We start from the raw sequence: 25,972 nt of genomic DNA on the forward strand, positions 1-25,972 counted from the left end.
ATTCACCTTTAAAAGGGAATACTCTTTAATGAGGTGGGGATGGACAGGATGCAGATCGAATGGGTAATACAATGGGTTTTTCTATTGGCGTCGGTTGGGCTGTTCTTATATTGGCTTTATCGCCCGCCATTTCGGGATTGGCTTCTCGTATATTTTTGTACAGCTTCATTTAGTGATTTAATAGCAGTTATGCTTGTAGATCAAAAATGGTTTAGTTTTCCCGTTCGTTTTTGGGCGAAAAACTTTAAGAGTAGTGTGTTGTTTGAGTTTTTGGTGTTACCGCTCGTTATGGTCTTTTTTCATAAAATAACGGCGAACGCGAAATTCAGTAAAAAGCTCCTTTACGCAACAATCGCTAGTATCGTGTTGTCCGCAATCGAATGGAATCTCGCAACCTATACCGATCTAATTGAATATCATCATTGGAATATTTTGTACACGTTTGTGTCGGTCATCTTGTTTTTGCTTGCGATTCGTTATCTTGTTGCCTTCTTTCGTTTTAGCGCGCAAGGAGGAATAAGAAGGTCCATTCACATCCATAATAATACTCAATTCATGGACAAGGAGGATGCTAACATGAATATACTTCGACATATTATTCGGTTTGCCGTATCAGCGCTCGTCCTCTTAATTGTTGGTTGGTTAGTTCCGGGCTTTACGCTAGCTGGGTATTGGACGGCGTTTGTTGCAGCTGTCATTATTGCTTTGATTGGATGGGGATTAGAGGCAATGATGGGCCCGCGGGTTTCTCCTTATAGTAGGGGATTTGTCGGCTTTATTGTGAGCGCGATCGTGATTTATGTTACCCAGTTTTTCATTTCTGGTTTTCGTGTCACCATTTTAGGGGCGTTGTTGGCTGCTATTGTGATTGGCGTTGTGGACTGGTTTGCTCCAGCAAAACCGCGTTTAGCCGATCCAGATCATCACCTATAAAAATCACTTTTATAAGCGCAAGCTCTGCTAGGTCAGAGCTTGCCTTTTGTTTATGTCAAATCAACGAACAACGGATGAACATCTATTGTAAGTTCCATATAGAATAGGTAAAATGAGGGTAGTTAGGAAAGGAGATATTACCATGGAGGCTAAATACTGCAGAGAATCTAGAATTGTCAGAACAAGCCACGTGTTTCCCCCTGATACGAATACGCTAGGCACCCTTTTTGGCGGGAAGCTGATGGCTTATATCGATGATGTTGGGTCACTTTCCGCTACGCGTCATAGTCATCATACTGTTGTTACCGCATCGACGGATTCGGTCGATTTTTTGAAACCGATTCGGTTAGAAGATTCCGTGACAGTTGAGTCCTACGTTGTTTCTACAGGGAAAACATCCATGGAAGTATTTGTGAAAGTGATTGCTGAAAACCTTTTCACAGGCGAACGCAGGATCGCTGCTACTTCATTTTTAACGTTCGTCGCAGTTGATGAAAATAGAAAGCCGATTCCGGTTCCACCTGTCATCCCCGAAACGGATGAAGAAGTAAAATTACACCAACTTGCTCCGCAACGGGCAAAACATCGGAGAACCCGTCGAGAAGAAAGCAAGGAATTTGCTGCCTTCTTGTCTACAGATGAATATAGCGCTCAAAAGTGTCAAGTCTGCAAAAATAATCTGTCTAACGATCAGGAGGAGGCGTAGCGCTTCCTTTTTTTCTTTGCTGAAACATGTCATAATAGGGGATAATAGACACAATGGGGCAGATGATGGTAGGTGTTGAATTATTATTAAAAGAAAGCTGAAGCTTTATTTGTTGCGATTATTTCGTTTAAGAAGTTCCACGCATAAAATTGCGCTCGGAATCTCGATTGGTTTTTTGCCTAATTGGGTTCCCTCCTTTGGACTCGGTCCATTTTTATCGGTCTTGTTAGCGAAGCTGTTTCGGGCCAATGCGTCAGCAGCTTTGATCGGTGGGGTATCGGGGACCTTTATGTGGCCCTTTTTATTTTATTTGAATTATCGGGTAGGGGCATGGGCATTGCGAGAGAAAAGTGAAGTCAGTGATTTGGAGGATGTTCCATATCAACATCTGGATACGCCGAATGATGTTGGGAATTTAAACTCACTCGGGGTTCAGTTTGTTACGGGCATGGTTATTAACGGTCTCGTTTTCGCGATCCTATTTTACATTTTATTTTTTGTCGTTTTCAAAAAGTACCGCCTACCTTTATTAGCAATTGTGAGAAAAATGTAAGCAGACAGAAAGCTCTTGTTTCTACTGAAATTAGAGCTTATTTTTATTTGCTTTGCTATAATGTATCGTACGTACGTTCGATTAAGAGGTGTTGAATAATGAATGAGGTAATTGGCTTGGATAGAGAGGCAATTAGAGCCATATTTGATGAGCGTTTCTATCTTCGCGGGCGCGTATACTATAAAAACAAACAGGTCGAACAGTTGGAAACGCAAACAGGTGACTACTTTCGCGCGATTGTAATCGGCTCGAAACGCTACGAAGTCTTGGTTGATTTGAGGGAACGAGGCTATATTAGCGCCGAATGTTCCTGTCCAGCCTTTGACTCCTATGGCCAGTGTAAACACATTGTCGCCACGATGTTTCAAATCGTGGATTACATAAACGGGCGTGACAACCAACGACAATACGATACGATGTCGGCGATCATTGATTCTTTTTCAGAAAAAAGAGGATCATCTTCGATTGCTGTTGATCATTATGGGCCGTTCGGAGACAAAGAAACGTTACAGGTTGAATATATTTTGAAAACAGAATGGACAGGCATTGCAGATATTTTAAAACTTGAATTAAAGGTAGGTCCAAAGCGGACGTATGTCGTTAAGGAGATCAATCAATTTTTGCAAGCCGTTGATCATCAATATTCGCATTATTTTACCGATCGCTTTTCTTATCTACCTGAAAAGTATGTTTTTTCGGCGGAGGATGCTCAGGTGATCCATTTGTTGCTGCAACTTTTTGAGCAAAATCGCCTGTACAATGAAACGGGTCCGAATCGTTACGCCGGCGTCAGTCACTCGCAGCGGGCGTTGATGATTCCGCCGATGTTCGCCAATACTGTGTTTCGAGCGTTACAAGGGAGAAACTGGTATTTTAATGATCAGCGTCACGTCGAGTTTGCGCCGTACGAAGCGGATCGCCAATTGCCGCTTTCGTTTCATTTGGATAAGGGCAACCACAATGACTTTCAGTTTCAATTTTCCGAGTTTCTCACGATGGATTTCAATCCAAAGTACGGTTGGCTTATTCATGATTCAAAAATTTATGAGTTAAGCGCTGAAGAAAATGAGTTAGCTAAGCAGCTCATGCGCTTTGCCCGCTTTTCGGATCATGGCTCATTGCCGGTCGCGAGCGAACAAGTCGGCTCTTTTATTACGAATGTGCTGCCGTCGCTCAAACAACTGGGCGAATTAAAAATGAGCGAAGAAATATCCGATCAAATTGTCGATCCGGAGCTCGTTACAAAAATATGGTTAGCGGGGGATGCCCAACGCCTCGATTTTCGCGTTGAGTTTCATTATGATTCAATCGTTGTTGATCCATTTCAAGCAGAGACGGAACCGAAGGGCTTGCCTGACGGAGCGATTTTGATGCGGGATGCGGAACAGGAGCAAGCGTTGCTGCGGTTATTTGTCGGTTTGGAGAAAGATGAAGAAAACGGAAATCCATTTATGGAGGGCGAAGAACCGATTTTTGATTTCCTCTATACTGTTATTCCCGAAGCGCAACAGCTTGGGCAAGTGTATCTGACCGATTCGGTTAAAGCGCTCATTCTCCCCCAAGAACAGACCGCCCACACGCGGATCGACCTCGATTCAGATGGCGGGTTGTTAGAAGTTAGTTTTGATATGGATGGCATTGAACGGGATGAAGTGAGTAAGCTGTTGCGGTCGGTTGTAGAAAAAAGGAAATATCACCGTCTATCGAATGGGGCCTTTGTTCCGTTGCAAGATGAAGCGTATCAAACGATTCGAGACGTCATCACCGAGTTCCATTTAACGAAAAAACAGCTCGATCAAGAGGTGATTAACCTACCTTTGTCACGTGGGTTGCAGGTGGATCAGTTATTCGCGGGGAAGGAACAAGCGACGAAATTCAGCAAACGATTCCGACGGTTTATGCAGGACTTAAAAAATCCAGAAATGATTGACTTTGACGTTCCAGAAACGTTGCAAGCGACGTTGCGCGACTATCAAGAAGTCGGCTTTGCTTGGTTTAAAACGATCGCTCATTACCGACTTGGCGGAATTTTAGCGGACGACATGGGACTTGGAAAAACGTTGCAGGCGATTGCCTATCTGTTGTCGGAACAAGCGGACAGAAAACATCCTGCCCTGATCGTCGTTCCCGCTTCGCTTGTCTACAATTGGAAACGCGAATTTGAAAAATTTGCTCCAACTTTAAATGTAGCCGTAGCCTATGGTTTGCCTGAAGAGCGATTGACGATCCTTCGTGAGCAACAGGCGGATGTATTGATCACTTCTTACCCGTTGTTAAGACAGGATATCGAGATTTATCAAGAGATGAAATTTGATTCGTTTATTCTCGACGAAGCCCAAGCGATCAAAAATCATCTGACAAAAACAGCCCAAGCGGTTAAAGAGGTGCAAGCGACAAAGCGATTTGCGTTGAGTGGCACGCCGATTGAAAATTCATTGGATGAATTGTGGTCCATTTTTGACGCTGTGTTACCTGGTTTTTTCCCGAGCCAAAAACAATTTCGCGCGATCGACCGTGAAAAGCTGGGCCGACTCGTTCGTCCGTTTGTGTTGCGGCGGTTAAAGAGGGACGTGTTAAAAGAGTTGCCAGAAAAGATTGAGACGACGCGCTACTCGGAATTGAGTAAACAACAAAAACAGCTTTATGTCGGCTATTTGCAACGCATTCAACAGGAGACAAGAGAGGCGATTGCCGCGGACGGCTTTGATAAAAGTCGGATGAAAATTTTGGCGGGTCTCACACGCTTACGTCAGTTGTGCTGTCACCCATCGCTTTTCCTAGAAGATTATAAAGGGGAGTCCGGTAAATTCGAGCAATTGTTGGAGATTGTCGAAAATGCTTTGGAAAATAAGCGAAGGATTCTCATTTTCTCACAATTTACAAGTATGTTGCGTCTAATTGATCAACAGTTAGAAAAAGCGAACATCGCTCGTTTTTATCTCGATGGACAAACCCCGTCGAAACAAAGAGTGGAAATGACCGAACGATTTAATGAAGGGGAAAGTTCTTTGTTCCTGATTTCCCTCAAAGCGGGGGGGACGGGACTTAATTTGACGGGAGCGGATACGGTGATCTTGTATGACCTTTGGTGGAATCCGGCCGTCGAGGAACAAGCCGCTGGTCGAGCCCATCGGATGGGTCAGAAAAACAGTGTGCAAGTGATGCGCTTGATCGCCTCGGGAACGATCGAGGAAAAAATTTACGAGTTGCAACAAAGCAAAAAAGAATTAATCGAGCAAGTGCTTGGTTCGAGTGATACAGGGGTTTCCAGTTTATCCGAGCAAGAAGTGCTTGAGATATTAGGGATTGAAGCCTAAATTTGCTAGGGATGGGGAAAACGCACAAACGCTGGGTTTGATTTCTTCATAAGTTGTTTTTGGAGGTGCAGCAAATGAAGAAAAGAGCAATAGTTCAACAAACTCGTCCCCGTCTTACGCTTTGGAGCGATGCCAATTTTTCTGGAAACAGCTTGCGTTTTCGCGGAGATCTTGGGGTTCGAAATCTGATCACGTTTGGCTTCAATGACGTATTGTCTAGTTTGCAATTAGAAGGCGGCCCACAGAACACACTTGTCTTATTCGAAGATGTAAACTATCAAGGACGCCGTAAAGTGTACAGAGGTCCAGTTAATGTGAGCTTTTTAAGCGATTTTAATGATGTAGCTTCCTCTTTTATCATCTCGCGTCGCCGTTTGTCCAACGACGAAATTCGGAGAATCCAACGTCGTGGACGCGCGCCTGGTAATTTTGCGGAAATATTGAAGCGTACAAAAATGAAGAAGATGACAAAGTCATTCAGGCCAAAAAAGAGAAAATAGTGGAAGAGATATGTTGTGGGGGGAAGAAGCGACTTGTTCAAATCGCTTCTTCTTTCTTTTTTAAGCGGCGTTTCTATGGCATAATAAAATACAGTCGATAGGATAGCTACGGGAGATAGAGTAAAAGAACGAAAGGGGAGCGCAGGCATGTTACTTTCTAGAAATCAGAAGGAATTGATTTTATCCGTACTGAGAAAAGAGCGACGCAGACTACTTTCTACATACAAAGGACCTTTACTCGAAAAAACGATTAACGATTTAGAGCAATCCTTACGAAATGAAGCAATCAACGATCCCGAGGACCGCTGGTTGGACTGAACAGGTGGGAATGAGGGTGACGGTTGGAGGGAGCAGGCGGGTGGTCCGAGTCAGCTCCTTTTGTAACCGCCCCCGTGATGCTCGCGCTATATAAATGGATGCTTAATTGGAACGGATGAAAGCTCGCCTACTGGAGGTCGCAGCCTTCTCGGTCGTTCATTACACCTGGTTATGATGAAACCGCTGTTCATGACCAAATATCGGCCTGATTCCGCACGAACCGGTTGTGAATTCTTCAGCCCAATAATCCGCCTCCATGGTTCGATGCCCTCCGCGGTCTACCACCCCATCTTCGTCTAATCGCTGCGACCCACGTCTACGCAATCCTAAATCTTTAAGTCCCTCGCTTTTACTTCAATTCCAGCCCATTCCTCGTAGCATTTGATCACGGAGCACATGTCTTCTTGCGCAAATCCTTTTGTCATTGCTATTTGCAGCATTTCTTTTACGGTGGCCAGCACGGGTGTTGGAATTGCCAATTCATTCGCAAAGGAGGTGGCGAGTCCTAAATCTTTGAGCATCAATTCTGTTTTAAAATGAGGGCGGAAATCGCGGTTAACAACTTTCGGTCCTTTCGTGTCGACCATCCCGCTACGGCCACCGCCGCCACTGACCATTTCTAAAAATAGGGCGGGATCGACGCCCGCTTTGCTGACCATTGTTAGTGCTTCCGTCATCGCTAACAAATGAATAGCGGCCATTGTATTGTTACCCAGTTTTGCTTGCGAGCCCGCGCCTTGAGCGCCCATATGGTAAGCGTGTTTGCCCATTGCTTGAAACAACGGTAAACAACGTTCAAACACTTCAGCCCTCCCGCCGACCATAAACGTAAGGATCCCCTCGGTCGCCTGGGGCTTGCTGCCTGTCACAGGCGCATCAAGGAAATCGATTTCCTTTTTAGCCAATTCTTCTGCCATCCGCAAACTCGTTTGTGGGGCAACTGTGCTACTATCGACGACGGTTAGGCCCGCTTCCGCTGCGCTAAGCACTCCCTTTTCCCCGAGAATGACTTCTTCCACGGCATCATCAGCCGCTAACATCGTAAACAAAATTTCGCAATTTTCCGCGACCTCCGCTGGGGAGTCAACGATTTTAACATTGGCTTGGCCAACAAAATCCCGCGTTCGTTCAGCTGTCCGATTATAAACAACGAGCGAATAGCCCGCTTTTTGTAGATTACGAGCCATGGGCATTCCCATTGTTCCTAATCCGACAAAACCAATCTTTTCCATACTCCTTTTCCTCCCTTTAAAAATCACTATGCTCCATTATACAGGATGCCACTTTTAATTTAAAAACATCGTTTGTTATCGTGACTGGATTTTCGGTAAAATGAAACTATGTAAAAAAAGGAGGCGTAGCGGAATGAGCAATAGCTGGACGGTCAAAGGGCTAACCATTTATAGTGAAACATCGATCATCAACAACGGAACAATTCGCATCCGCGATGGGAAAATTGAAGAGGTCAGCCACTCGGACCAACAATCCACGACAGAGATGAATGGTAACCAAACGTTGATTTTTCCTGCTGGCTACCACTTGGTTCCAGGCTTCATTGACATTCATATTCACGGGACGGCAGGGGCGGATACGATGGATGGAACTAAACAGGCGCTGACTGCAATCGCCTCTGCGCTGCCGAAAGAGGGGACGACCAGCTTTTTGGCTACGACGATGACGCAGCAATCGGCCCTCATTGAAGTCGCCCTACAAAACGTATCCAGCTACATGGCGCAGGCTCTTCCGATAGACAAAGGAAACCAGGCGGCGGAACTACTAGGCGTTCACCTCGAAGGTCCTTTTATCAACGAGAAGCGCGCTGGGGCTCAGCCGATCGAGCATATCCTTGAACCCAACCTCGCCTTATTTCAAAAATGGCAACGGCTAGCGAATAACCAGATTAAATTGGTCACGCTCGCGCCTGAAAAAGAGGAGGGTCTGGCGTTTGTTCGCCATCTCACGCAAACAGGTGTTGTCGTCTCCATAGGCCATTCAGACGCTACATATGAACAGACGGTGATGGCGATTGAAGCGGGGCTCTCGCAAGCGACCCACCTTTATAACGGAATGCGGGGGTTGCATCATCGGGAACCTGGGGTTGTTGGGGCAGCGATGCTGCATCCCGAGCTCATATCTGAACTGATCGTAGATGGTATCCATAGTGATCCAAGGATGGTCCAGCTTGCCTACAGAAACAAGGGCAAAGAGGGGCTGATCTTGATCACAGACGCGATGGAAGCAAAAGGACTGCGGAGCGGACGTTACCAATTGGGTGGGCAAGCTGTGTTTGTGGACCAACAGAAAGGGGAAGCGCGGTTACAAGATGGCGCGTTGGCGGGTAGTATTTTAAAAATGGACGATGCGATTCGGAACATGATCGCTTTTACGGGATGTTCATTGGCTGACGTCATTACAATGGTCGCGGAAAATCCAGCGAAACAGCTCGGTGTGTTTGATCGAAAAGGGAGTATTTGCGCAGGCAAAGAGGCGGACCTTGTGGTCCTCGATGAAAATTATGAATTAGTGATGACATTTTGCCGCGGTCATATTGCTTACGAGGCGGAAAAATAAATGATAAAAAACCCCCTTCGACAGGGCTGCTAGAGCCTGAGCAAGGGGGGGGCGCGCATTATTATCGTTGGGCGGTGAAAAACGGTTTCAGGCGCTCCGCAATGATGTCCTGATCGTTATCGACCACTTCTTGGAATTTGGGCTGATCGAATAACCGTTCAATTTGGCCAGGGAATGACTGCTCGATTTCGCAGCGTTCAATCGACTCATTAAATTTGGCCGGATGCGCTGTCGATAAAGTTACACACACTTCATCTGCTGGGCTGCATGCTTCGTAAGCAGCCACACCACAAGCGGTATGCGGGTCAAGTAAATAATCGTTTTCCTCATGGTAGGATCGAATCGTTTGTAAACATTCTTCGCCGACAACTCCATGCGCGGCAAACATGGCTTGCACCTTTTGCAGCGCCTGTTCATCGACCGTAATGTGACCTTCTTTGTTAAACTGATTCATGAGAGAAGCGATCCGCTCCGCGTCTTCATCCAGTAAATAATAGAGGTAGCGCTCGAAGTTACTCGCAACTTGAATGTCCATCGAAGGGCTGTATGTGCTATGGAATTGTCCAGGCTTGTACACCCCATCTTTGATGAAACGCTCTAAAATGTTGTTTTCGTTCGTTGCCAAGATCAGCTTGTTGATCGGCAGTCCCATTTTTTTCGCTAAGAAACCGGCAAAAATGTCGCCGAAATTTCCAGTTGGAACGCTAAAATTAACCTTGCGCTCGCCAATCTCATTTTTAATTTGGAAGTACGCGTAAAAATAGTACACGGTTTGGGCTAAAATTCGAGCAAAGTTAATTGAGTTGATCGCTCGTAAGTGATAGTCGTTTTTAAACGTTGTATCCGCGAATAAATCTTTAATGATTCGTTGGCAATCATCGAATGTCCCTTTTACCGATAAATTCAACACATTCTCATCGCGAACCGTCGTCATTTGCAATTCTTGCACTTCACTCACTTTTTGATGCGGGTGTAAGATACAAATCCGAATGCCCTCTTTACCGCGAACGCCTTCGATCGCCGAAGCTCCTGTATCGCCGGAAGTTGCCCCTAAAATATGAATGATTTCATTTTGCTTTTTAGAAATGTAGGCATAAAGATTACCTAAAAACTGTAAAGCGATATCTTTAAAAGCAAATGTCGGTCCGTGGAACAATTCTAGAATAAACAGGTTGTCCTTTAGCTTGCGAACAGGCGTCACCTGTGGATCGCGGAATGTCGCATAGCTTTCTTGAATCAATTGCTTGAGGTCCTCCGCAGGAATGTCGTTCCCGATATATAGGGAAAAGATCTCATAGGCTAAATCTTGATATGACAGCTGCTCTAGCTCTTGCAAGCGGGCAGGGGACAGCTGCGGAATCTCGTTCGGGATTAATAAACCGCCGTCATCGGCGAGACCCATTAATACGGCGTCCAAAAATCCAATTTTCTCTACTTGTCCTCTTGTACTGATAAATTCCATTGTATTCTCCTTAAACGTAAAATGATGTCCAATTATGTTCTTATTATAACGGATTACCGTCGATTATGGAGTCAGAAAAAAAAGAAATTTGTCTGTTCGTCAGTGGTTTCCAGTATTTGGCATGGAGTGAACGAACGTCGCGATCGTCAAAGGCGCGCGACTTTGCTAAAATGATAACATAAACAAAGAAGAAAGAAGGGAAATGAGACGATGGATCACGTCATTCAAATTGAGCAAATGTCCTATCGAATCAAGGGTAAATCGATACTGAAAGAGATCGATTGGACCGCGCGTCAGGGTGAGCATTGGGCGATTTTGGGATTGAACGGCTCGGGCAAAACGACATTATTGAATATTATCAATGGATACATCTGGCCAAGCGCGGGTTCGGTGTCGGTGTTGGGACGGCCTTTTGGAACGATCGATTTACGGGAATTGCGAACGGCGATCGGCTGGGTAAGTTCATCGCTGCAAGGGAAGCTTTATCCAAGCGATAGAGCGGAATACATTGTTGTGAGCGGAAAATATGCGACGATCGGGCTTTATGAAGATCCGAGTGAGACCGATTGGGAGCTGGCGGAGTCATTAATGGAACAGCTTGGTTGCGCGCATCTAAAAGGGAGAACCTACCAGACTTGTTCGCAAGGGGAGCAGCAAAAACTGTTAATCGCGAGAGCGTTAATGGCTCAACCGAAGTTGTTAATCTTGGACGAGCCTTGCAGCGGATTGGATTTGTTTGCCCGTGAACAATTGTTAGAAGCGATTGAAACGCTGGCCCAAAGTGAAGGAGCCCCGACTTTGCTGTACGTGACACATCATACCGAGGAAATCTTGCCGATTTTTCAGCATGCCTTGTTATTGCGTAGAGGGGAAGTGTTTTGCCAAGGAAAAGTGGACGAAGTGTTAAACAGCTCCCTATTGAGTGACTTTTTTGAAAGGGCAGTCGAGGTCGTTGAGCGAGAGGAGCGCTACTGGTTGTTGCCGGCAAAAGGCGATGCGATCGAAACTTAATGCATCCGTCTTTTTCAGTAAGCAGGCGCCAGCGGTCTTCCCTTACCATGGCTTGCCCAACCAATGAGGGAGAGCCTTGTACCACTCTCCCGCTTTCTTATTTCAATACATCGTGGTCAACGTATCTTTCGCCATTCAATTCACTAATTATATTGATCGCTACTTTGCCTCCATGCCCCGCGGTAATGATCGTGTGCAAGCTTTCTCCTGCTACCGCGCCCGCGGCCCAGATGCCGGGGATGTTCGTTTTTCCGTCTGAGGCAACATCCAAAACCGTTTTAACGCGCGGTTCTGTACCTGGCTTTGTATTCAATCCGACTTTTTCCGCAAGATCCGTTGTCAGACCGGTCGCAACGATGACATGCTTTGCTTCATAGTTGCCTGATTCTGCTTCAACTTTGAATCCCACATCTTGTTTTACGATGTTTTGAACGGTACTGTTGATAAATTTAGCGTCAAATTTACTTGCTTGTTGCTTCCCTATTTCAATTAAATCGGGACCTGAAATTTCCATTACACCAAAATGATTTTCCAGCCATGCTCGTTTGGTGATACTTTTGTCATTGTCGAGGACAAGTGTCTTTTTGCCCGCTTTTGCCGTGAATAACGCTGCGCTTGCGCCTGCCGGGCCCGCGCCAATGATGACGACATCGTACATCAAAAACCCCTCTTTTCTATGTTATTCGAAAGGGAACGATGCAAAAGTCCCCTTATTCATGTTAGACTACCCGAAAAAGGGATTTTAACCCTCGCAAAGGAGTGGGAGAGTGTGGCTAAAATAGTAAAAACGAATGCAATGAGGATTTTGGACAAGCAGCAGATCAGCTATGAGGTCCTCACTTATGACAGCAAAGATGGTAAAATCGATGGCGTTTCCGTGGCCCAAAAAATTGAACGCGATCCGCAACTTGTGTATAAAACGCTCGTCGTTCAAGGAGCCAGCAAAACGCCGTATGTCTGTGTGATTCCTGTTGAGCGGGAACTGGACCTGAAGAAAGCGGCAAAGGCATGCGCGGAGAAAAAAGTAGAATTGCTCCCTGTCAAACAAATTCAAGCTTATACCGGCTACGTTCGCGGTGGCTGTTCACCGCTTGGCATGAAAAAGTCGTATACGACATTTATCGATGAAAGCGCCGCTTTATTGTCCTCCATCGTTGTTAGCGCGGGAAAAGTTGGTTTACAAATGGAATTGGGAGTGGCCGAATTGAAAGCGCTCGCCGCTGCCAAGTTAGTGGATCTAAAAAAATAGAGAGTGTGGAGCGTCGCGGCCGCGCTTCAGCCACGATGCTCACCGCTATCCATTCAAATAGGAATTCAGACTTTGTAACGTCTTTTCGATTCGTTGCGCTTCTTGATCAAACATTTGCTTGGCTTCGGGGTTGTCCGTATCCAAGGTATAAATCATCAAATCTGCCCGCGTTTTTTCCAATGTCGCTTTTAGCATCGCTTTTTGATTCGGTTGAGTGACTTTCTTCTGATCGTCGTAAAGATCGATATAGACGTTTCCATTTGATTCCAACTGGGCTGCAAACACATCCGAGTACGTTTTCGCGCCTTGCTTAATAATTTCTCCTAATAGCCATTCTTTCGTAACCCCGATCTCATCTAAAGTTGATTCCATCACTTCACCATCAAAAATGACTAACCTTGGATCTTCCATTTTCTCCGTGGGGATGTCAAGGATTCTCGGGGTAACGGCTTCAGCTTCTGATTTTTTCATGACGCTTAATTGACCATTTGTTTCTAAAATAGCAAATTCAACGTCTGCCAATTTAAACGCATTGTTTTGCCGCAAAAGCGACATTAATTTATCAAGGGGTATTTGCTCCTTCACTAAATTCTTCTCTAGAATTTGCCCGTCTTCGATTAAGATTGTCGGACTCCCGTCTGTCATCATTCGGAAAAAGTATGATTTTAACTCGACAACACTAATTAGGATCGGAATTAATCCCCAAACCGCGAGTCCGACTAAGCCGTTGGCCAGCATAATGTTTTGGTCCACTGACATTGAAGCGGCAATGGAACCGATCGTAATCCCGACAACATAGTCAAAGAAAGTTAATTGGGAAAGTTGTTTTTTTCCCATCAGCCTTGTTAATAAAAGAAGCGCGAAAAAGGAGAGTAGCGAACGAATAAAGATCATCATCAATTCTGGCAATGTTCTACATCCTTTTCTTTAGTAATAATCTTATTATTGGGCAAAATAAGGGATAACAATCAGGAAATATAAGCAAAGGAGGGCCTGGCCTTATGCGGGTGTTGATGTTAACTCTTGCTATCTTTGCCGCGCCGATGGTCTTGTTTCAATCACAAGCGCAAGCGAAGCATGAAACTATTTTTGAACAGTTCGAACAGTTGGCCCAGAACGTGGAGCGGGAGTATTGGAACAGGGCTGCTCAGGATCGGCAAAAAGTGAGCGTGTGGTATAAAAAAAATAAGTGGAAATTACAATGGTTGGGGGATGAAGCGGAGTATGAACAGATTTATACTGATCTAGATCAACTAAAAAGCGCCATCGAGGAACAAGATAAGCTACAAGCGAAGATGTTGATTTCTAGTATAAGAGCAACACTGCGTCAAATCTATAACTTTTAAGGAGGTGAGCGCAGATGACTGTTGCGGCTAAACTGCAACAAACGATTGGGGCCCTCACAGGCGCGCAGGCTTCAGTAGAAATGATGGCTTTGCAATCGAAGGATCCCGTCGCCAAAGAAAAATATTTAGAAGCGGCACTCGAGTTGAATCGGACGCTCTATTCCTTGAATCAACGCTTAGCAGATATTGAAAAAGAGGAGCCGCAGTATCGTTAACAAAGATAAAAGGCGCAAACTGCGCCTTTCGTATGGTTGGATGAAATTAATGGAACACAGAATGTCGGAGGTAATAATAAAAGCCAACTAAAGCAGCGGTTACGACCAGGAGCAGAATCCAATAAGTTGAGTTGGACTTGGCAATTCGAAACAAATTTGTTTTCAATTTGTTCATTTGAAGCGCCTCCTTTACACTTGTTCCTTCTTGTTAAGCTCTTACTTCGCTTTCAAACTTACCTTTGTGGGAACCATCGCAAAACGGTTTTTTAGAGGAAAGCCCGCAGCGACAAAGGTAGACCTTTTCTTTTGTTTCTAATTTGTTTCCTTCGCCATCAAGTAGGGTGATGCCTGTTGCGAGCAATGGTCCATTATCTTGCGCTTGAATGTCAGCCATGTTTAATCACCTCCACCCCCATCATTGCCGAAATAGCAGGTAAACATAACTCGCATTTTGAACGCCTTGAAGTCACTTCGGTAAAAATGGTAAGATTTACACAAATAGCGGTTTTTGTATTATCCGCTTTAAAAACGATAGAGGGGATGAAATTGAAGTGGATACAGTGATGATTATTGAATATGGAATGGGTATTGATTTGCATGGACAAGATGTAACGAGAGCGGCGGTGCGCGCGGTAAAAAATGCGATTCATCATAACTCATTGCCGGGGCTTCGTAAGTTAGTTCCAGACCAAGATGTCAACAACATGAAAGTGAACGTTCGACTTGCTGTTCCAGCAGATAAAGACAAATTGGATCTTGAACAAGTGAGAGCGGTATTTCCGTATGGCCAAATCACGTTCGATATCTCGGATGGAGGCATGCTCGCGTCTAGCGGCATTATTTTGGAAGACAAAGGCGATAAGAACGATTTGGCGTATGTCGTCGTTGCTTCGATTGAAGTCGGATTTTAATTCGATTGAACTTGGCTACATAATGGACAAGCAGGGAAAGGTGGGCGCGGTCGGCGTAAAATGCGGCGGATTGTTACGGCTGCTGTAGAGGTCTTTAATCCCGTTACAGCGACGACGATTACGCGTGCTCCTCGGTAACGGTCAGAACTCCCGTTGCAGATGTAGATGTGGCGATATGTAGTATGGTTGTGTGCTGTAGAGGTCCCAAGTCCCGTTACAGTGCTGACGATCACGCGTTTTCCCCTGTAACAGTCAGAACTCCCTTTACAAGGCAAGCGGCGCCAATCGTTCGGCCATCGGTCTAAAATATCCAGCCCTTCGTCCAGCCACCTTAGGGGGGGCCTATCCAATCCAAATAGAAAACAGGCTCCGTGTTCAGCGAAGCCTGTTTTTAAATTTGCGGCAACTACTCTCCGTTATTTTTGCGGGAAAGCTTCGTTAACAGCGCGCTCGATTCGATCTAGTCCGTCGACTAAAATTGAGCGAGGGCAGGCGATGTTCATCCGTAAAAACCCGGCGCCATCAGTACCGAATGCTGTTCCTTGATTGAGTCCTACTTTTGCCTTTTTACACATAAATGCATGCAGTTCGCTCGAATCTAATCCTAATTTTCGGCAATCTAACCAGACGAGATATGTGCCCTCGGGTTGAATCACTTCAATTTGCGGGATTCGTTTGGCGAACGTGTCCAGTAACAACTGCAAGTTCTCTTCTACGTACTCCATCAACGAGATAAGCCACGATTCCCCATGACGAAAAGCGGCCTCTACCGCGCTAACTCCAAAAAAACTTTCCGATTCTAAATTTAAGTTATATAACATTTCATCATATTTTGCTCGTAAGGCGTCATTGGCGATAATTACAAAGGAGCTTTTCAATCCTGCCACGTTAAACGTTTTTGATGGGGCATAACAAGTGACTGTTTGCTGCAGCAATGCCTCAGAAAGCGGAGCGAATGGCTGATGAACATGGCCCGAAAATAATAAGTCCGCGTGTATTTCGTCTGACACGACGATGACCCCATATTGAACGCATAAAGCGCCTAAACGCTCCAGTTCTGCCTTTGTCCACACTCGTCCGACAGGGTTGTGCGGGCTGCATAACAGCATCATTTTCACGCCTGCTTTAAATTGCTGTTCCAACTGCGCAAAGTCGATCGTGTAGCGCCCATTCTCCAACTGTAATTCATTCGTTACTAATTCACGTTTGTTTCGCTTTACGACTTGAAAGAATGGGGGGTAGACTGGCGTTTGAATTAACACCTTGTCCCCTGGTTCTGTGAGCGTGGAAACAAGAATACTAAGCGCCGTCACAATTCCTGGACTCGAGGTGATCCATTCTTTTTGAATCGTCCAACCTTGTCGGCGCTCCACCCAATCGATCAGGGCTTGAAAATACGAATCGGGTTTCAGTGTGTAGCCGTAAATACCATGGTCAATGCGCTCTCGTAGCGCCTGGATTACTTCAGGTGGAGCGGGGAAGTCCATGTCGGCAATCCACATCGGCAGCGCGTCCTTATCTCCAAACAATTTTTCGGTTTGATCCCACTTATTGGAGAAAGTATTGTGGCGATCGATAATTTGATCAAAGTTGTAGCTCATCTTGCGTTCCGCCTTTCGAATTCGTTATGTATTTATCCTCATTACTTTACACTGTACCAGAAAAAACGCAATTGAAAAAGATCAATACCACCTTTTCAACTAGGAATTTAAGGGTTACTTTCTTTAGAATACTACTATTCTGACTTTTGGTCCATAATAAGAAATAGTAACGGGGAGGGGAGCCCATTTATTTATGATCTTTTTCCTGGGTTTATTTATCTTATCGTGGATCTGGTTCTTGTTATTTGCGGATAAAAGTAAATTTCGGCTGTTTTACCCAAGTGTGCTTTTAGCGATGTATCTCGCGTGCGCAGTGGATTTTTTCGCGCACCATTACGAGTTGTGGAATTATCCGGCTCCGACGAATCAACAGACGTTTTGGTATCATCTCATGCAACAATTCGGCATTTATCCAATCACAGTTTATTTTTTCTTACAGTGGTTGCCGCGGCGTCAAACATGGAACATGATCGCCGTCTACATTTTTGCTTGGTCCATGTTTGCGTTCATGATTGAATGGCTTGCGATTACATATGGGTTTATGGAGCATTTAAGTTGGTGGAATTTGAGGTGTTCCTATCTTGCCGATTGGATTTTATTTATCATTTTTTACCGCCACCATCAGTGGAGAGCGAATCCTCCAAGATAAAAGGAGAAATCTAGAGAAAAAAGAGATGAATTACTGAAAAAAGATGAAAAGTAAACTTCTTTGAACTTATACTATCTATTTATCTCAGAAAACGACTGAAAATGGTCTGTTTAGTTCAAATTCGCTCCAATTCGACATCGTTACTGCTTTGCTGAAATAATATTTTTAGCATAAAATAATAAGATAGTTGTATAGCGATAAGAAGGAGGTGTACTATTTGCTTTAGTAGGCTAGGGCAAATAGACCTAATTGGACCCTGAGTCAATTTTATATATTCTGCTTGTGCTCTTCCTCGTTTTTTTGAATGGCTTCTTTGTCGCCGCTGAGTTTGCGATGGTTAAAGTAAGAAGTTCGCGTTTGGAAGCATTAGTCTTGGAAGGGAATACGAAAGCGAAATATGCTCAACAACTGACGCGTGATCTAGATGCGTATTTATCTGCTTGTCAACTTGGGATTACGCTTGCTTCACTCGGATTGGGTTGGGTGGGGGAACCGCTTGTCACCAAAATGTTAGATCCGATTTTTCGAAGTTTCGGGTTATCGGGCGTGGTTGTTCAAACGGTTTCTTTCGCGATCGCTTTCTCCACAATTACGTGTCTTCATATCGTTTTAGGGGAGCTTGCTCCGAAATCGTTGGCGATTCAGAAGTCGGAAGACGTAACAATGTGGACCGCTCCTTTGTTGATCGGTTTTCATAAGTTGATGTTTCCGTTTATTTGGTTGCTGAACGGAACGGCCAATTGGCTCCTGCGCCTGATTGGCATTCATCCAGCGACGGAACACGAAGCGGCGCATACAGAAGAAGAGATTCGTATTTTAATGGAAGAAAGCCACAAAAGTGGATATATTGACAAAACTGAGCTCGCGTTTGTAGACAATATTTTTGATTTCTCTGAACAAAACGCAAGGGGAATTATGATTCCGCGCACAGACATGGTCTGTTTATACGCTCATTCTTCTTTTGAAGAAAACCTCCAAATTACATTAGACGAACAAATGACACGTTACCCGTTTTGTGATCCGGATAAAGATCATATCGTAGGGTTTGTTCATATAAAAGATATGTTTGCGGCAGTTACGAATCAAAGAGATATCGATATGAAGTCGATTTTACGTGAAGTGATCACAGTGCCCGAATCGATGCAAATTAGCCACATATTGAAGTTAATGCAAAAGAAGCGGACGCAGTTGGCTATCGTAATTGATGAGTACGGAGGGACAGCAGGTCTGTTGACGATTGAGGACATCATTGAGGAAATTGTTGGTGAAATCCAAGATGAGTTTGATCAAGAGCGGTTACCGTTTGAAGAGAAAGATGGCGATGTGATTTCTGTTGATGGCCGCGTGCTGCTTGATGAAGTAAACGACTTCTTCGGTTTAAAAATCGATAGTCACGATGTGAATACGTTGGGAGGATGGATGTATGCCAAAGTTGAAGTCCCGCCGAAAGTAAATCAACGTATCGAGTTTAACGGATATGAATTTATTATAACGGAAATTGAAAATTTAAGAATCAACCGTGTTTCGATTAAAAAAATACAGGAGGGTATCCTCTCCACGTCAGGCTAGTTATTTTAGCGAATGAAACCCTCACATTATAAGTGAGGGTTTTCTTCTGCTTCTGGTTTCGCATCGACATCAAGGGGGATCAGCGGTTTTTTCGCTACTTTTACTTTTGTAATCCGTTTGTCGTTTGCTTCTTCAATTGAAAATAGGTGATCTTGGAATTCAATTACTTGGCTTGGTTGCTGTTGTCCATTCGGTAGATCACCGATTTGTCCAATTAAAAAACCGCTTAACGTATCATAATTGTCTGTTGGGAAATCAACCTCAATCATTTTTTCGACGTCATGCAGGTTGAGCATGCCATTCATTAAGTACGTATCTGTCCCAATTTCAACAACCTCAAATTCCTCGTCATCGTGTTCATCAAATATATTACCGACGATTTCTTCCACCAAATCTTCAAAGGTGACCAGCCCGGCCGTGCCGCCATATTCATCGATGACGATCGCCATATGAACTTTTCTACATTTTAAATCTTCCATCAATTCATCAGCGACCCGCGATGCGGGAACAAAATATGGCTTGCGTAAAATGGCGTTTAGTTGAATGTTTTCCGCGTCTTGCTGCCCAATGTAGCGCAACAAATCTTTGGCGTGAATGATTCCAACTATATTGTCAATGTGACCATCGTACACAGGATACCGCGTATATTTCTCGGCAAGGATGATCGGGACCACCTCTTTTAATGTTGAATCGAGCGGGAAAGCGACCATATTCGTTCGATGTGTCATAATTTCTTCTACGGTAATATTGTCAAAATCAAAGATGTTGTTAATCATCATTTTTTCCGTATCCTGAATGGCGCCGCGTTCTTCGCCAACATCGACCATCATCCGAATTTCTTCCTCCGTCACATGATCGTCGTTGGCATTTGGATCGACGCCAAACAAACGAACAAGCATATTCGTGGAGACGGTTAGCAGCTTCACAAAAGGTGATGTAAGCGAAGATAATAAAGTCAACGGTCTAACGACAACTTTAGCGATCGGCTCTGGTTTTTGCATCGCAAGTCGTTTTGGCACCAACTCCCCAATGACTAACGTAAAATAGGAGAGAATCAAGGTGATGATGATCAATGAAAGGGCGGCAAGCCAATGTTCGGGGATGGGCGCCCCGTGACGATGCAAAAATTGGGCGAGCCGTCCTGAAAATCGTTCCGCGGCAAAGGCGCTTGCGAAAAAGCCTGCGAACGTCAGTCCAATTTGGATCGTCGCTAAGAAACGACTCGGTTCGTTTAGTAGTTTGTAGAGCGCCATTGCGTTTTTATCGCCAGACTCCGCCATCACCTTCACTTTATTATCGTTAAGAGAAATTAAAGCGATTTCGGAAGCGGCAAAAAAAGCGTTAATTATGATCAATAAGGCAAGGATCATCACTTCAATATACAAATCGATTACTCCCTCCTAAAACCAAAAAGGGTTTAAGCGGATAGATGAACGTTTTCAACCAACCTCTTACGATCTTTAGTATTCTCCATTTGATCGTATTTCATAAAACGATCCTTGTTTATTCGTTGTCATCGCGTTCAAATTCTGCGAGGGCGCGCATCGCCAGCAACCGATCGACGGCATCTTCCATTGGTGGATTATGCAGCCCCGCCCGCGCGTCACGGTACCATCTCTCTAAAGGAAGATCACGCGACAAGCTGGCTCCGCCGACGATCCGCATCGCGTTGTCGATGATTCGTAACGTATGGTCGATCATGACTTTTTTGGCCAATCCGAGTTCAGGTTGCAGCCGTGTTCGATGCTCTGGGTCGCGATCCCATCGGTCGGCTACCGAATAGAGTAAGGTTCTGGAGATCATCAAATCTTGTTCGATTTGCGCGATCCGCTGCTGAATATGGGGTAACTTAGAAATCGTCGTCTGTAAACTGTTCGGTTGATATTTGGAAGCGTATTTTAGAGCAAAATCACGGGCTGCATAGGCAATTCCCGCATAGCAAGCGGGGATATGCAACAACCATCCGTTGCCATCGCTGCTCCACGTCGGGGAAGTGGGAACATAGGCGTCATCTGGCACAAATACGTTGTCGAGAATCACGTCGTGGCTAGCGGTTGCTCGCATCCCGAGCGTGTTCCAAGTTGGATCAATCTCGATTCCCGCTTGCTTTTTTACATAAAAGTGCCCGATTTGTTCGCTTTCTTCGACAAAGGCGGTAACTACGAATCGGTCTAAGATCGGGATTAGTGTGCTGTATGTTTTTCGACCCGATAAAAGCCAACCGCTTGTCGTTCGTCGCGCAATCGTTTCAGGACGACCGCCGCGTGTCGGACTGCCTGTGTTGCGTTCACTGGAAAAATGATTGATCATCGCCCCTTGTTCAACCACATCGCGACACAATTGCTCAAATAGGGGGTGTGGCCAAACATTTATATGGCGGTAATGATGGATCAGCCCAAGATGCCAGCCGACGGCTAAAGCGGTCGAACCGTCGCCGCGCGCCAATCGCTCTTGGACTAATACCAGTTGATACAAAGAAAGTTCATCGCCGCCATAGCAACGTGGCGTTGTTAATTTTAAGTAACCCGCCTCGCGTAACTCTTTAAAATTTTGGAATGGGAAGGAAGTTTCTTCCGACAAATCATAACCCGCTGCGCGCTCGTAGAAGCGTTCCGCTAAGGAATCCGCAAGCGTAACGAGCTTTTCTTCCGTTTGATTGCGGACAAAATAATCAATGTTCATTGCTGTTGACATGCTCGTCCTCCGATTTTTACTTGAAATAGTTGATTAAAAATGCGCTATTAGTATACCACAAATGGAAAATTACCATTGGTTGATAATGGAAGGACGTGCTATAATAAACGTGGGCTCGTCAAGGAGGGATGATCATGCGTAAAAATCGATTAGGTTCATCGGATCTGTTCGTGAGTGAGATCGGTATGGGCTGTATGTCGCTCGGCGTTGAGGTAGAGCATGGGATACGAATGATCCACCAGGCGTTAGCGAGCGGCATTAATTTTTTGGACACGGCTGATTTATACGATTATGGTCGAAATGAAGAAATTGTTGGTAAGGCGATTAAAGGAAGACGAGATGAAGTGATCTTGGCTACGAAAGTGGGCAATCGCTGGAATGAACAACAAGATGGGTGGCGTTGGGACCCATCGAAAGCATACATAAAAGAAGCGGTGAAACAGAGTTTACGTCGACTTTCTACTGATTACATCGATCTATATCAACTACATGGGGGAACAATCGATGACCCGTTTGAGGAAACGATTGAGGCATTTGAGGAATTAAAGCAAGAAGGCTTGATTCGAGCCTACGGCATTTCTTCGCTTCGTCCAAACGTGATCCGTTCATTTGTCGCGCAGGCTAATATCGTCAGTGTGATGCTGCCATATAGCATTCTAGATCGACGTCCTGAAGAAGAATTGTTAGCTTTGTTGGAAAGGCATGAGATCAGTGTGATTGCTAGAGGTCCGTTAGCGAAGGGATATTTATCGGAACGGGTTTTGCAAGAGGCGGACGGAACAGGTTTTTTGGATTATACATATGAAGAAATACGTCAGCTGATTACGCGGATGAAGGGCTTGTCAAATAACGAGCGAAGCCTTTCACAACTTGCTTTGCGCTACCCATTGGGACACGGGGCTGTAGCTACCGTGATTCCGGGCGCTAGCCAGCCGACTCAATTAGCGTCCAACGCGGCAGCGGCTCAACTTTGTTTATCTGACGATGAACGAGTGAAATTGCAAACATGGTCAAAACGAAACCGCTATCAACACCATCGAGGGTAACTGCAAATCAACAAGCAAACGATGCGGCAGCGCAATGATAAAAAAGGAGTTGAAGCATTCGATCGATGTTGACAATAAAAGAAATTGCAGAGATGGCTAAAGTTTCACGAACAACGGTTTCACGTGTCATCAATAATTCAGGGTATGTCAGCGAAGAAGTGCGTAAACGTGTACTAGAAGTGATCGACAAGACGGGGTACGTCCCCAGTTTACAGGCGAAGTCGCTACGAACAGGGCGGACAAAGGTGATCGGTGTCATCTTCCCTAAAACAACGATGGAAACAGTGGGATCGATCGTCGATGGGATGGATGAGGTTTTTCGAATTCACGGCTTTCAGATTTTATTGACTAGCGCCAATTTCGAAAATGAGACAGAATTGGGCTACTTACGCCTGTTAAAAAGCAGACAAGTGGATGGAATCATCGTTTTAGCCCCAAACGAAAATATGGCCTTAACCGAGAAAATGCAACGAATGAAGATGCCGTTTGTCGTGATTGGACTAGATATCGAAGACATTACGAGGGTCATTCACGCAGAACGTCGAGCGGCGCAAGCGATGACTGAGCTGCTCATTAGTCAAGGCAATCGAAATATCGCCTTTGTTGGAACAGAGCAAGCGGATTATCCGACGAGCGGGATGCGCCGAAAAGGCTTCATGGATGCGATGCAAGCGCATCAGCTACCAATTTTATGGATGAAACAGGCAGAGCCTACGGTTGCGGCTGGGTATCGGGTCGCGCAAGAGATGTTCTCGTTAGAGGCGGCGCCTGACGCTGTTTTGTGCGCAACAGATCGATTGGCAATTGGCGTCATGCGACGCAGCAAGGAAATCGGTTTAAAAATTCCTGAGCAGATCGCGATCGCGGGGATGGGCGCGGAGGAACTTTCAAAATATGTCGAGCCCGCTTTAACGACGGTCGAATTCCGACATACGCAAGCAGGGAAAGAAGCGGCGTTGCTGCTTTTAGAGCAAATAAAAGGAAGAAAAAATAGTCATAAAAGGGTGGAGTTGAATTATAGACTAATTGTTCGGGATAGTGTATAGTTTTCCTGGAATCGATTACATATGCCGTAGAATCGATTGCCGATGGACCTGAGATGGGTCGGAATTGAGATTCGATATTAAAGGGGGAGTAAGGCCCATGGACCCGATGGGATAAGCGAAAAGTATGGATTTTAAAAAAACTTCGCGATGTATCGAAAGTTATGTTATGATCGTGATCGAATTTAAATAGGATGTAACTGTATACACATAGAAATCAAGAGGAGGGTCCTTCCTCCGTATGATTCAATCGAATGCATGGGAGCGGCAAGGATCATCGGTGGGGAGCGCCACTTTGCTGTTTGTAACAAGGGGGAGAAAGAAATGAGGATCATTCGTGTAAAAGACGATCAAGAAATGAGTCAAAAAGCGGCGGAGATGGTCATTGCCAAAATGCGGAAAAACCCAAGTTTAACACTTGGTTTAGCAACAGGGGAAACGCCGATTGGTACGTATCGCCTAATGATTGAAGATCATCAACGAAACGGCGCTTCGTATCAACAAGCCACAACTTTTAATCTGGATGAATATGTTGGGCTGCCAGGCGAGAATGACCAAAGCTACCGTTATTTTATGAACAAATATTTATTGGATCATATTGATATTAAGAAAGAGCGCACCCATATCCCAGACGGCAATGCAGCTGATGTTCAACAAGAGTGCGTGACTTACGAGCGGTTAATCGCTGAACACGGTGGGATTGACCTGCAAATTGTCGGCATTGGGCGCAACGGTCACATCGGATTTAATGAACCCGGTACGCCGTTTGACACGAAAACTCATATCATTGAGTTAACGCCATCGACACGGGAAGCGAACGCTAAGTTTTTTGGTCGAATAGAAGATGTGCCGACGCATGCGATCACGATGGGGATCGCGACGATCTACGCAAGCAAAGAGATCATTATGCTCATTACGGGTGAGAGTAAAAGAGAGGCTTTGAACAATTTAATTCATCGTGATATCAATGAAGCGTTTCCAGCCTCAGCTTTAAAACGGCACCCTAACTTCATAATCATCGCCGATGAAGCTGCGTTAGGTGAAAATTAAAGATAATGACAGCTTTGCGCTGCAGATGCAGAGAACCTCAATGGAACTAAGATCATTGGGGTTTTTTCATATGTTTATGTCTGAAACGATTCGATCGTCTCGCAGCTAAAATAGGAATCGAAGAGCCATCAACGAAAGGATGCCGACCAGCACGGCCCCGAGCAAGCTGCGCGTGAGAATGGCCACAATAAAAGTTGGAAGAGCAGCCCATAACTCCATATTTTGTGAAATGGGGGTGAACTGTCCGTCGTTTAGCAGCAATTCTTGTCCGACTAACGCGGCCATGACAGAAATCGGCACGTATTTTAACCATCGCATTCCCCACTCTGGGATTTGGATGCGACTTAACACAACGAGCGGAAGCGCTCTCGGGATAAAGGTGACGAGCGCAGCCCCCAGAATGATGAACAATATTTCTCCTCTTACTTCCACTTTTCCACCACCATTCCAAATGTTGAAGCGATTACTGTCGCTAAGATCACGCCAGCGTTTCCTGATAATTGCATTGTAAGGAACACAACGAGGACAACGGCCCAGCAAGCGACAAAGATGTCCGTTTTTATGTTGGCTCTGCTCACCATCTGCAGCACGAGTAAGCCGATGAACATCGCGGGTAACGCAAAGTCCAAGCCGAATTTTTCCGGTTGCGTAATCCATTGTCCGAGGAATGCGCCGCACAAATTGGCGATGATCCAGTTGAGGTAGGCGGTCAGATTCAGCCCATGCATCCACTTTTCGCTAATCTTTTTCTTTTTGGCGTTTTCACTTATGGCCACTCCGAATGTTTCATCAGTGACAAGCGCGCCAATTAACGTATTTTTTAATGGGGTTAAGTGACGAAAGAAAGGGGACAAGGCGGCGCTGAGCAGTAAATGGCGTAAATTGATAAAGAAAATCGTGAGTGTAATGGCGCCGAAGGAGCCGTGAGCAGCAATCATGCCCGTCATAATAAATTGAGCTGAACCGGCATAGACGAGCGCGCTCATCAATACGATTTCAATCGCGCTTAGGCCGGATGTGACACCTAATACACCCGCGGCAAAACCGATACTCCAATATCCCAGCAAGGTTGGGACGCAGTCTTTTACCCCCTGCAGAAACGTTTCTTCTTCGTGGTTCTCCTCTTCGCTGTATAATTCGACTTGTTCTTGCATGATCGTGTCTCTCCATTTCGCTAGTCTGTCAATTAAGTCTTCGTGTAACGATGCAATTCAGTGTATAATATATA

At 45.1% G+C, this 25,972-nt stretch carries 28 protein-coding genes and 1 pseudogene; 18 read left to right on the forward strand and 11 right to left on the reverse strand.

What is annotated here, in order from left to right; genetic code table 11:
* Positions 1–48: 48 nt before the first annotated feature.
* The 7 genes and pseudogenes from BEP19_RS18125 to BEP19_RS17570 form a co-directional block, all read left to right on the forward strand.
* Positions 49–453: pseudogene (locus BEP19_RS18125) on the forward strand (CBO0543 family protein); the annotation flags it as partial.
* 123 nt (positions 454–576) lie between these two features.
* On the forward strand, positions 577–933 hold the full coding sequence (locus BEP19_RS05105; RefSeq protein ID WP_120188967.1) for a phage holin family protein: 357 nt from the start codon (positions 577–579) through the stop codon (positions 931–933).
* Between the two features lie 142 nt (positions 934–1,075).
* Complete coding sequence (locus BEP19_RS05110; RefSeq protein WP_120188779.1) at positions 1,076–1,639, forward strand: acyl-CoA thioesterase; 564 nt, start codon at positions 1,076–1,078, stop codon at positions 1,637–1,639.
* A 97-nt stretch (positions 1,640–1,736) separates the two neighbouring features.
* Positions 1,737–2,192: a DUF2062 domain-containing protein gene (locus BEP19_RS05115; RefSeq protein ID WP_281269276.1), complete on the forward strand. Its 456-nt coding sequence runs from the start codon at positions 1,737–1,739 to the stop codon at positions 2,190–2,192.
* A 98-nt stretch (positions 2,193–2,290) separates the two neighbouring features.
* Positions 2,291–5,509: a DEAD/DEAH box helicase gene (locus tag BEP19_RS05120; RefSeq protein ID WP_120188781.1), complete on the forward strand. Its 3,219-nt coding sequence runs from the start codon at positions 2,291–2,293 to the stop codon at positions 5,507–5,509.
* Between the two features lie 74 nt (positions 5,510–5,583).
* Positions 5,584–6,009: a beta/gamma crystallin family protein gene (locus BEP19_RS05125; protein ID WP_120188782.1), complete on the forward strand. Its 426-nt coding sequence runs from the start codon at positions 5,584–5,586 to the stop codon at positions 6,007–6,009.
* Positions 6,010–6,156: 147 nt separating this feature from the next.
* A complete protein-coding gene (locus tag BEP19_RS17570; protein WP_170145272.1) occupies positions 6,157–6,327 on the forward strand; it encodes a hypothetical protein in 171 nt (56 codons plus the stop codon).
* A gap of 326 nt (positions 6,328–6,653) precedes the next feature.
* Here BEP19_RS17570 and BEP19_RS05130 read toward each other — a convergent pair whose 3' ends face one another.
* A complete protein-coding gene (locus BEP19_RS05130) occupies positions 6,654–7,586 on the reverse strand; it encodes an NAD(P)-dependent oxidoreductase (RefSeq protein ID WP_342767390.1) in 933 nt (310 codons plus the stop codon).
* A gap of 106 nt (positions 7,587–7,692) precedes the next feature.
* On the opposite strand from BEP19_RS05130, the gene nagA reads away from it, so the two are divergent.
* The gene (nagA, locus tag BEP19_RS05135; protein WP_120188784.1) at positions 7,693–8,898 is read left to right on the forward strand and encodes an N-acetylglucosamine-6-phosphate deacetylase; all 1,206 of its coding nucleotides are present in this window, start codon (positions 7,693–7,695) and stop codon (positions 8,896–8,898) included.
* A 61-nt stretch (positions 8,899–8,959) separates the two neighbouring features.
* Here the strand turns inward: nagA and thrC are convergent, their stop codons facing one another.
* Positions 8,960–10,360: a threonine synthase gene (thrC, locus tag BEP19_RS05140; RefSeq protein ID WP_120188785.1), complete on the reverse strand. Its 1,401-nt coding sequence runs from the start codon at positions 10,358–10,360 to the stop codon at positions 8,960–8,962.
* Positions 10,361–10,570: 210 nt separating this feature from the next.
* Between thrC and BEP19_RS05145 the strand changes: the two genes are divergently transcribed.
* On the forward strand, positions 10,571–11,371 hold the full coding sequence (locus BEP19_RS05145; protein ID WP_120188786.1) for an ABC transporter ATP-binding protein: 801 nt from the start codon (positions 10,571–10,573) through the stop codon (positions 11,369–11,371).
* 97 nt (positions 11,372–11,468) lie between these two features.
* Here the strand turns inward: BEP19_RS05145 and BEP19_RS05150 are convergent, their stop codons facing one another.
* Positions 11,469–12,029 (reverse strand): FAD-dependent oxidoreductase, encoded by a 561-nt coding sequence (locus BEP19_RS05150; RefSeq protein WP_120188787.1) that lies wholly within the window; start codon positions 12,027–12,029, stop codon positions 11,469–11,471.
* Between the two features lie 138 nt (positions 12,030–12,167).
* Here BEP19_RS05150 and ybaK point away from each other — a divergent pair, with 138 nt between their 5' ends.
* A complete protein-coding gene (gene ybaK / locus BEP19_RS05155) occupies positions 12,168–12,620 on the forward strand; it encodes a Cys-tRNA(Pro) deacylase (RefSeq protein WP_425452726.1) in 453 nt (150 codons plus the stop codon).
* Positions 12,621–12,665: 45 nt separating this feature from the next.
* On the opposite strand, the gene BEP19_RS05160 is transcribed toward ybaK, so the two are convergent.
* A complete protein-coding gene (locus BEP19_RS05160; RefSeq protein ID WP_120188789.1) occupies positions 12,666–13,529 on the reverse strand; it encodes a DUF421 domain-containing protein in 864 nt (287 codons plus the stop codon).
* A gap of 92 nt (positions 13,530–13,621) precedes the next feature.
* On the opposite strand from BEP19_RS05160, the gene BEP19_RS05165 reads away from it, so the two are divergent.
* Both BEP19_RS05165 and BEP19_RS05170 read left to right on the forward strand, forming a co-directional pair.
* Positions 13,622–13,966 (forward strand): DUF4363 family protein, encoded by a 345-nt coding sequence (locus tag BEP19_RS05165; protein WP_120188790.1) that lies wholly within the window; start codon positions 13,622–13,624, stop codon positions 13,964–13,966.
* Between the two features lie 14 nt (positions 13,967–13,980).
* On the forward strand, positions 13,981–14,181 hold the full coding sequence (locus BEP19_RS05170; RefSeq protein ID WP_120188791.1) for a DUF1657 domain-containing protein: 201 nt from the start codon (positions 13,981–13,983) through the stop codon (positions 14,179–14,181).
* Positions 14,182–14,227: 46 nt separating this feature from the next.
* Here the strand turns inward: BEP19_RS05170 and BEP19_RS18130 are convergent, their stop codons facing one another.
* Together BEP19_RS18130 and BEP19_RS05175 are read right to left on the reverse strand one after the other, a co-directional pair.
* Positions 14,228–14,356 (reverse strand): hypothetical protein, encoded by a 129-nt coding sequence (locus BEP19_RS18130; protein ID WP_281269271.1) that lies wholly within the window; start codon positions 14,354–14,356, stop codon positions 14,228–14,230.
* Positions 14,357–14,389: 33 nt separating this feature from the next.
* The gene (locus tag BEP19_RS05175) at positions 14,390–14,575 is read right to left on the reverse strand and encodes a CDGSH iron-sulfur domain-containing protein (RefSeq protein ID WP_120188792.1); all 186 of its coding nucleotides are present in this window, start codon (positions 14,573–14,575) and stop codon (positions 14,390–14,392) included.
* 157 nt (positions 14,576–14,732) lie between these two features.
* Here BEP19_RS05175 and BEP19_RS05180 point away from each other — a divergent pair, with 157 nt between their 5' ends.
* Complete coding sequence (locus BEP19_RS05180; RefSeq protein ID WP_120188793.1) at positions 14,733–15,092, forward strand: Lin0512 family protein; 360 nt, start codon at positions 14,733–14,735, stop codon at positions 15,090–15,092.
* A gap of 416 nt (positions 15,093–15,508) precedes the next feature.
* Here the strand turns inward: BEP19_RS05180 and BEP19_RS05185 are convergent, their stop codons facing one another.
* A complete protein-coding gene (locus tag BEP19_RS05185; protein WP_120188794.1) occupies positions 15,509–16,693 on the reverse strand; it encodes a MalY/PatB family protein in 1,185 nt (394 codons plus the stop codon).
* A 193-nt stretch (positions 16,694–16,886) separates the two neighbouring features.
* On the opposite strand from BEP19_RS05185, the gene BEP19_RS05190 reads away from it, so the two are divergent.
* Together BEP19_RS05190 and BEP19_RS05195 are read left to right on the forward strand one after the other, a co-directional pair.
* Positions 16,887–17,342 carry a CBO0543 family protein gene (locus BEP19_RS05190; protein ID WP_120188795.1) on the forward strand — a complete coding sequence of 152 codons (456 nt, stop codon included), beginning with the start codon at positions 16,887–16,889 and terminating at the stop codon, positions 17,340–17,342.
* A 249-nt stretch (positions 17,343–17,591) separates the two neighbouring features.
* Positions 17,592–18,911: a hemolysin family protein gene (locus tag BEP19_RS05195; RefSeq protein ID WP_120188796.1), complete on the forward strand. Its 1,320-nt coding sequence runs from the start codon at positions 17,592–17,594 to the stop codon at positions 18,909–18,911.
* 26 nt (positions 18,912–18,937) lie between these two features.
* Here the strand turns inward: BEP19_RS05195 and BEP19_RS05200 are convergent, their stop codons facing one another.
* Positions 18,938–20,296: a hemolysin family protein gene (locus BEP19_RS05200; protein WP_120188797.1), complete on the reverse strand. Its 1,359-nt coding sequence runs from the start codon at positions 20,294–20,296 to the stop codon at positions 18,938–18,940.
* 118 nt (positions 20,297–20,414) lie between these two features.
* Entirely contained in the window at positions 20,415–21,605 is a 1,191-nt protein-coding gene (locus BEP19_RS05205; protein ID WP_120188798.1) for an acyl-CoA dehydrogenase family protein, read from the reverse strand.
* A gap of 134 nt (positions 21,606–21,739) precedes the next feature.
* Here BEP19_RS05205 and BEP19_RS05210 point away from each other — a divergent pair, with 134 nt between their 5' ends.
* The 3 genes from BEP19_RS05210 to nagB all read left to right on the forward strand — a co-directional run bounded on the left by BEP19_RS05210 (position 21,740) and on the right by nagB (position 24,744).
* Positions 21,740–22,651 (forward strand): aldo/keto reductase, encoded by a 912-nt coding sequence (locus BEP19_RS05210; RefSeq protein WP_120188799.1) that lies wholly within the window; start codon positions 21,740–21,742, stop codon positions 22,649–22,651.
* A gap of 65 nt (positions 22,652–22,716) precedes the next feature.
* The gene (locus BEP19_RS05215) at positions 22,717–23,697 is read left to right on the forward strand and encodes a LacI family DNA-binding transcriptional regulator (protein ID WP_120188800.1); all 981 of its coding nucleotides are present in this window, start codon (positions 22,717–22,719) and stop codon (positions 23,695–23,697) included.
* A gap of 321 nt (positions 23,698–24,018) precedes the next feature.
* A complete protein-coding gene (gene nagB, locus BEP19_RS05220) occupies positions 24,019–24,744 on the forward strand; it encodes a glucosamine-6-phosphate deaminase (RefSeq protein ID WP_120188968.1) in 726 nt (241 codons plus the stop codon).
* 105 nt (positions 24,745–24,849) lie between these two features.
* On the opposite strand, the gene BEP19_RS05225 is transcribed toward nagB, so the two are convergent.
* A complete protein-coding gene (locus tag BEP19_RS05225; protein ID WP_120188801.1) occupies positions 24,850–25,176 on the reverse strand; it encodes an AzlD domain-containing protein in 327 nt (108 codons plus the stop codon).
* Positions 25,167–25,898: an AzlC family ABC transporter permease gene (locus BEP19_RS05230; protein ID WP_120188802.1), complete on the reverse strand. Its 732-nt coding sequence runs from the start codon at positions 25,896–25,898 to the stop codon at positions 25,167–25,169. Before BEP19_RS05230 ends, BEP19_RS05225 begins: the two co-directional genes overlap by 10 nt.
* Positions 25,899–25,972: the final 74 nt, after the last annotated feature.

The organism is Ammoniphilus oxalaticus, from assembly GCF_003609605.1.
GTDB classification, from domain to species: domain Bacteria; phylum Bacillota; class Bacilli; order Aneurinibacillales; family RAOX-1; genus Ammoniphilus; species Ammoniphilus oxalaticus.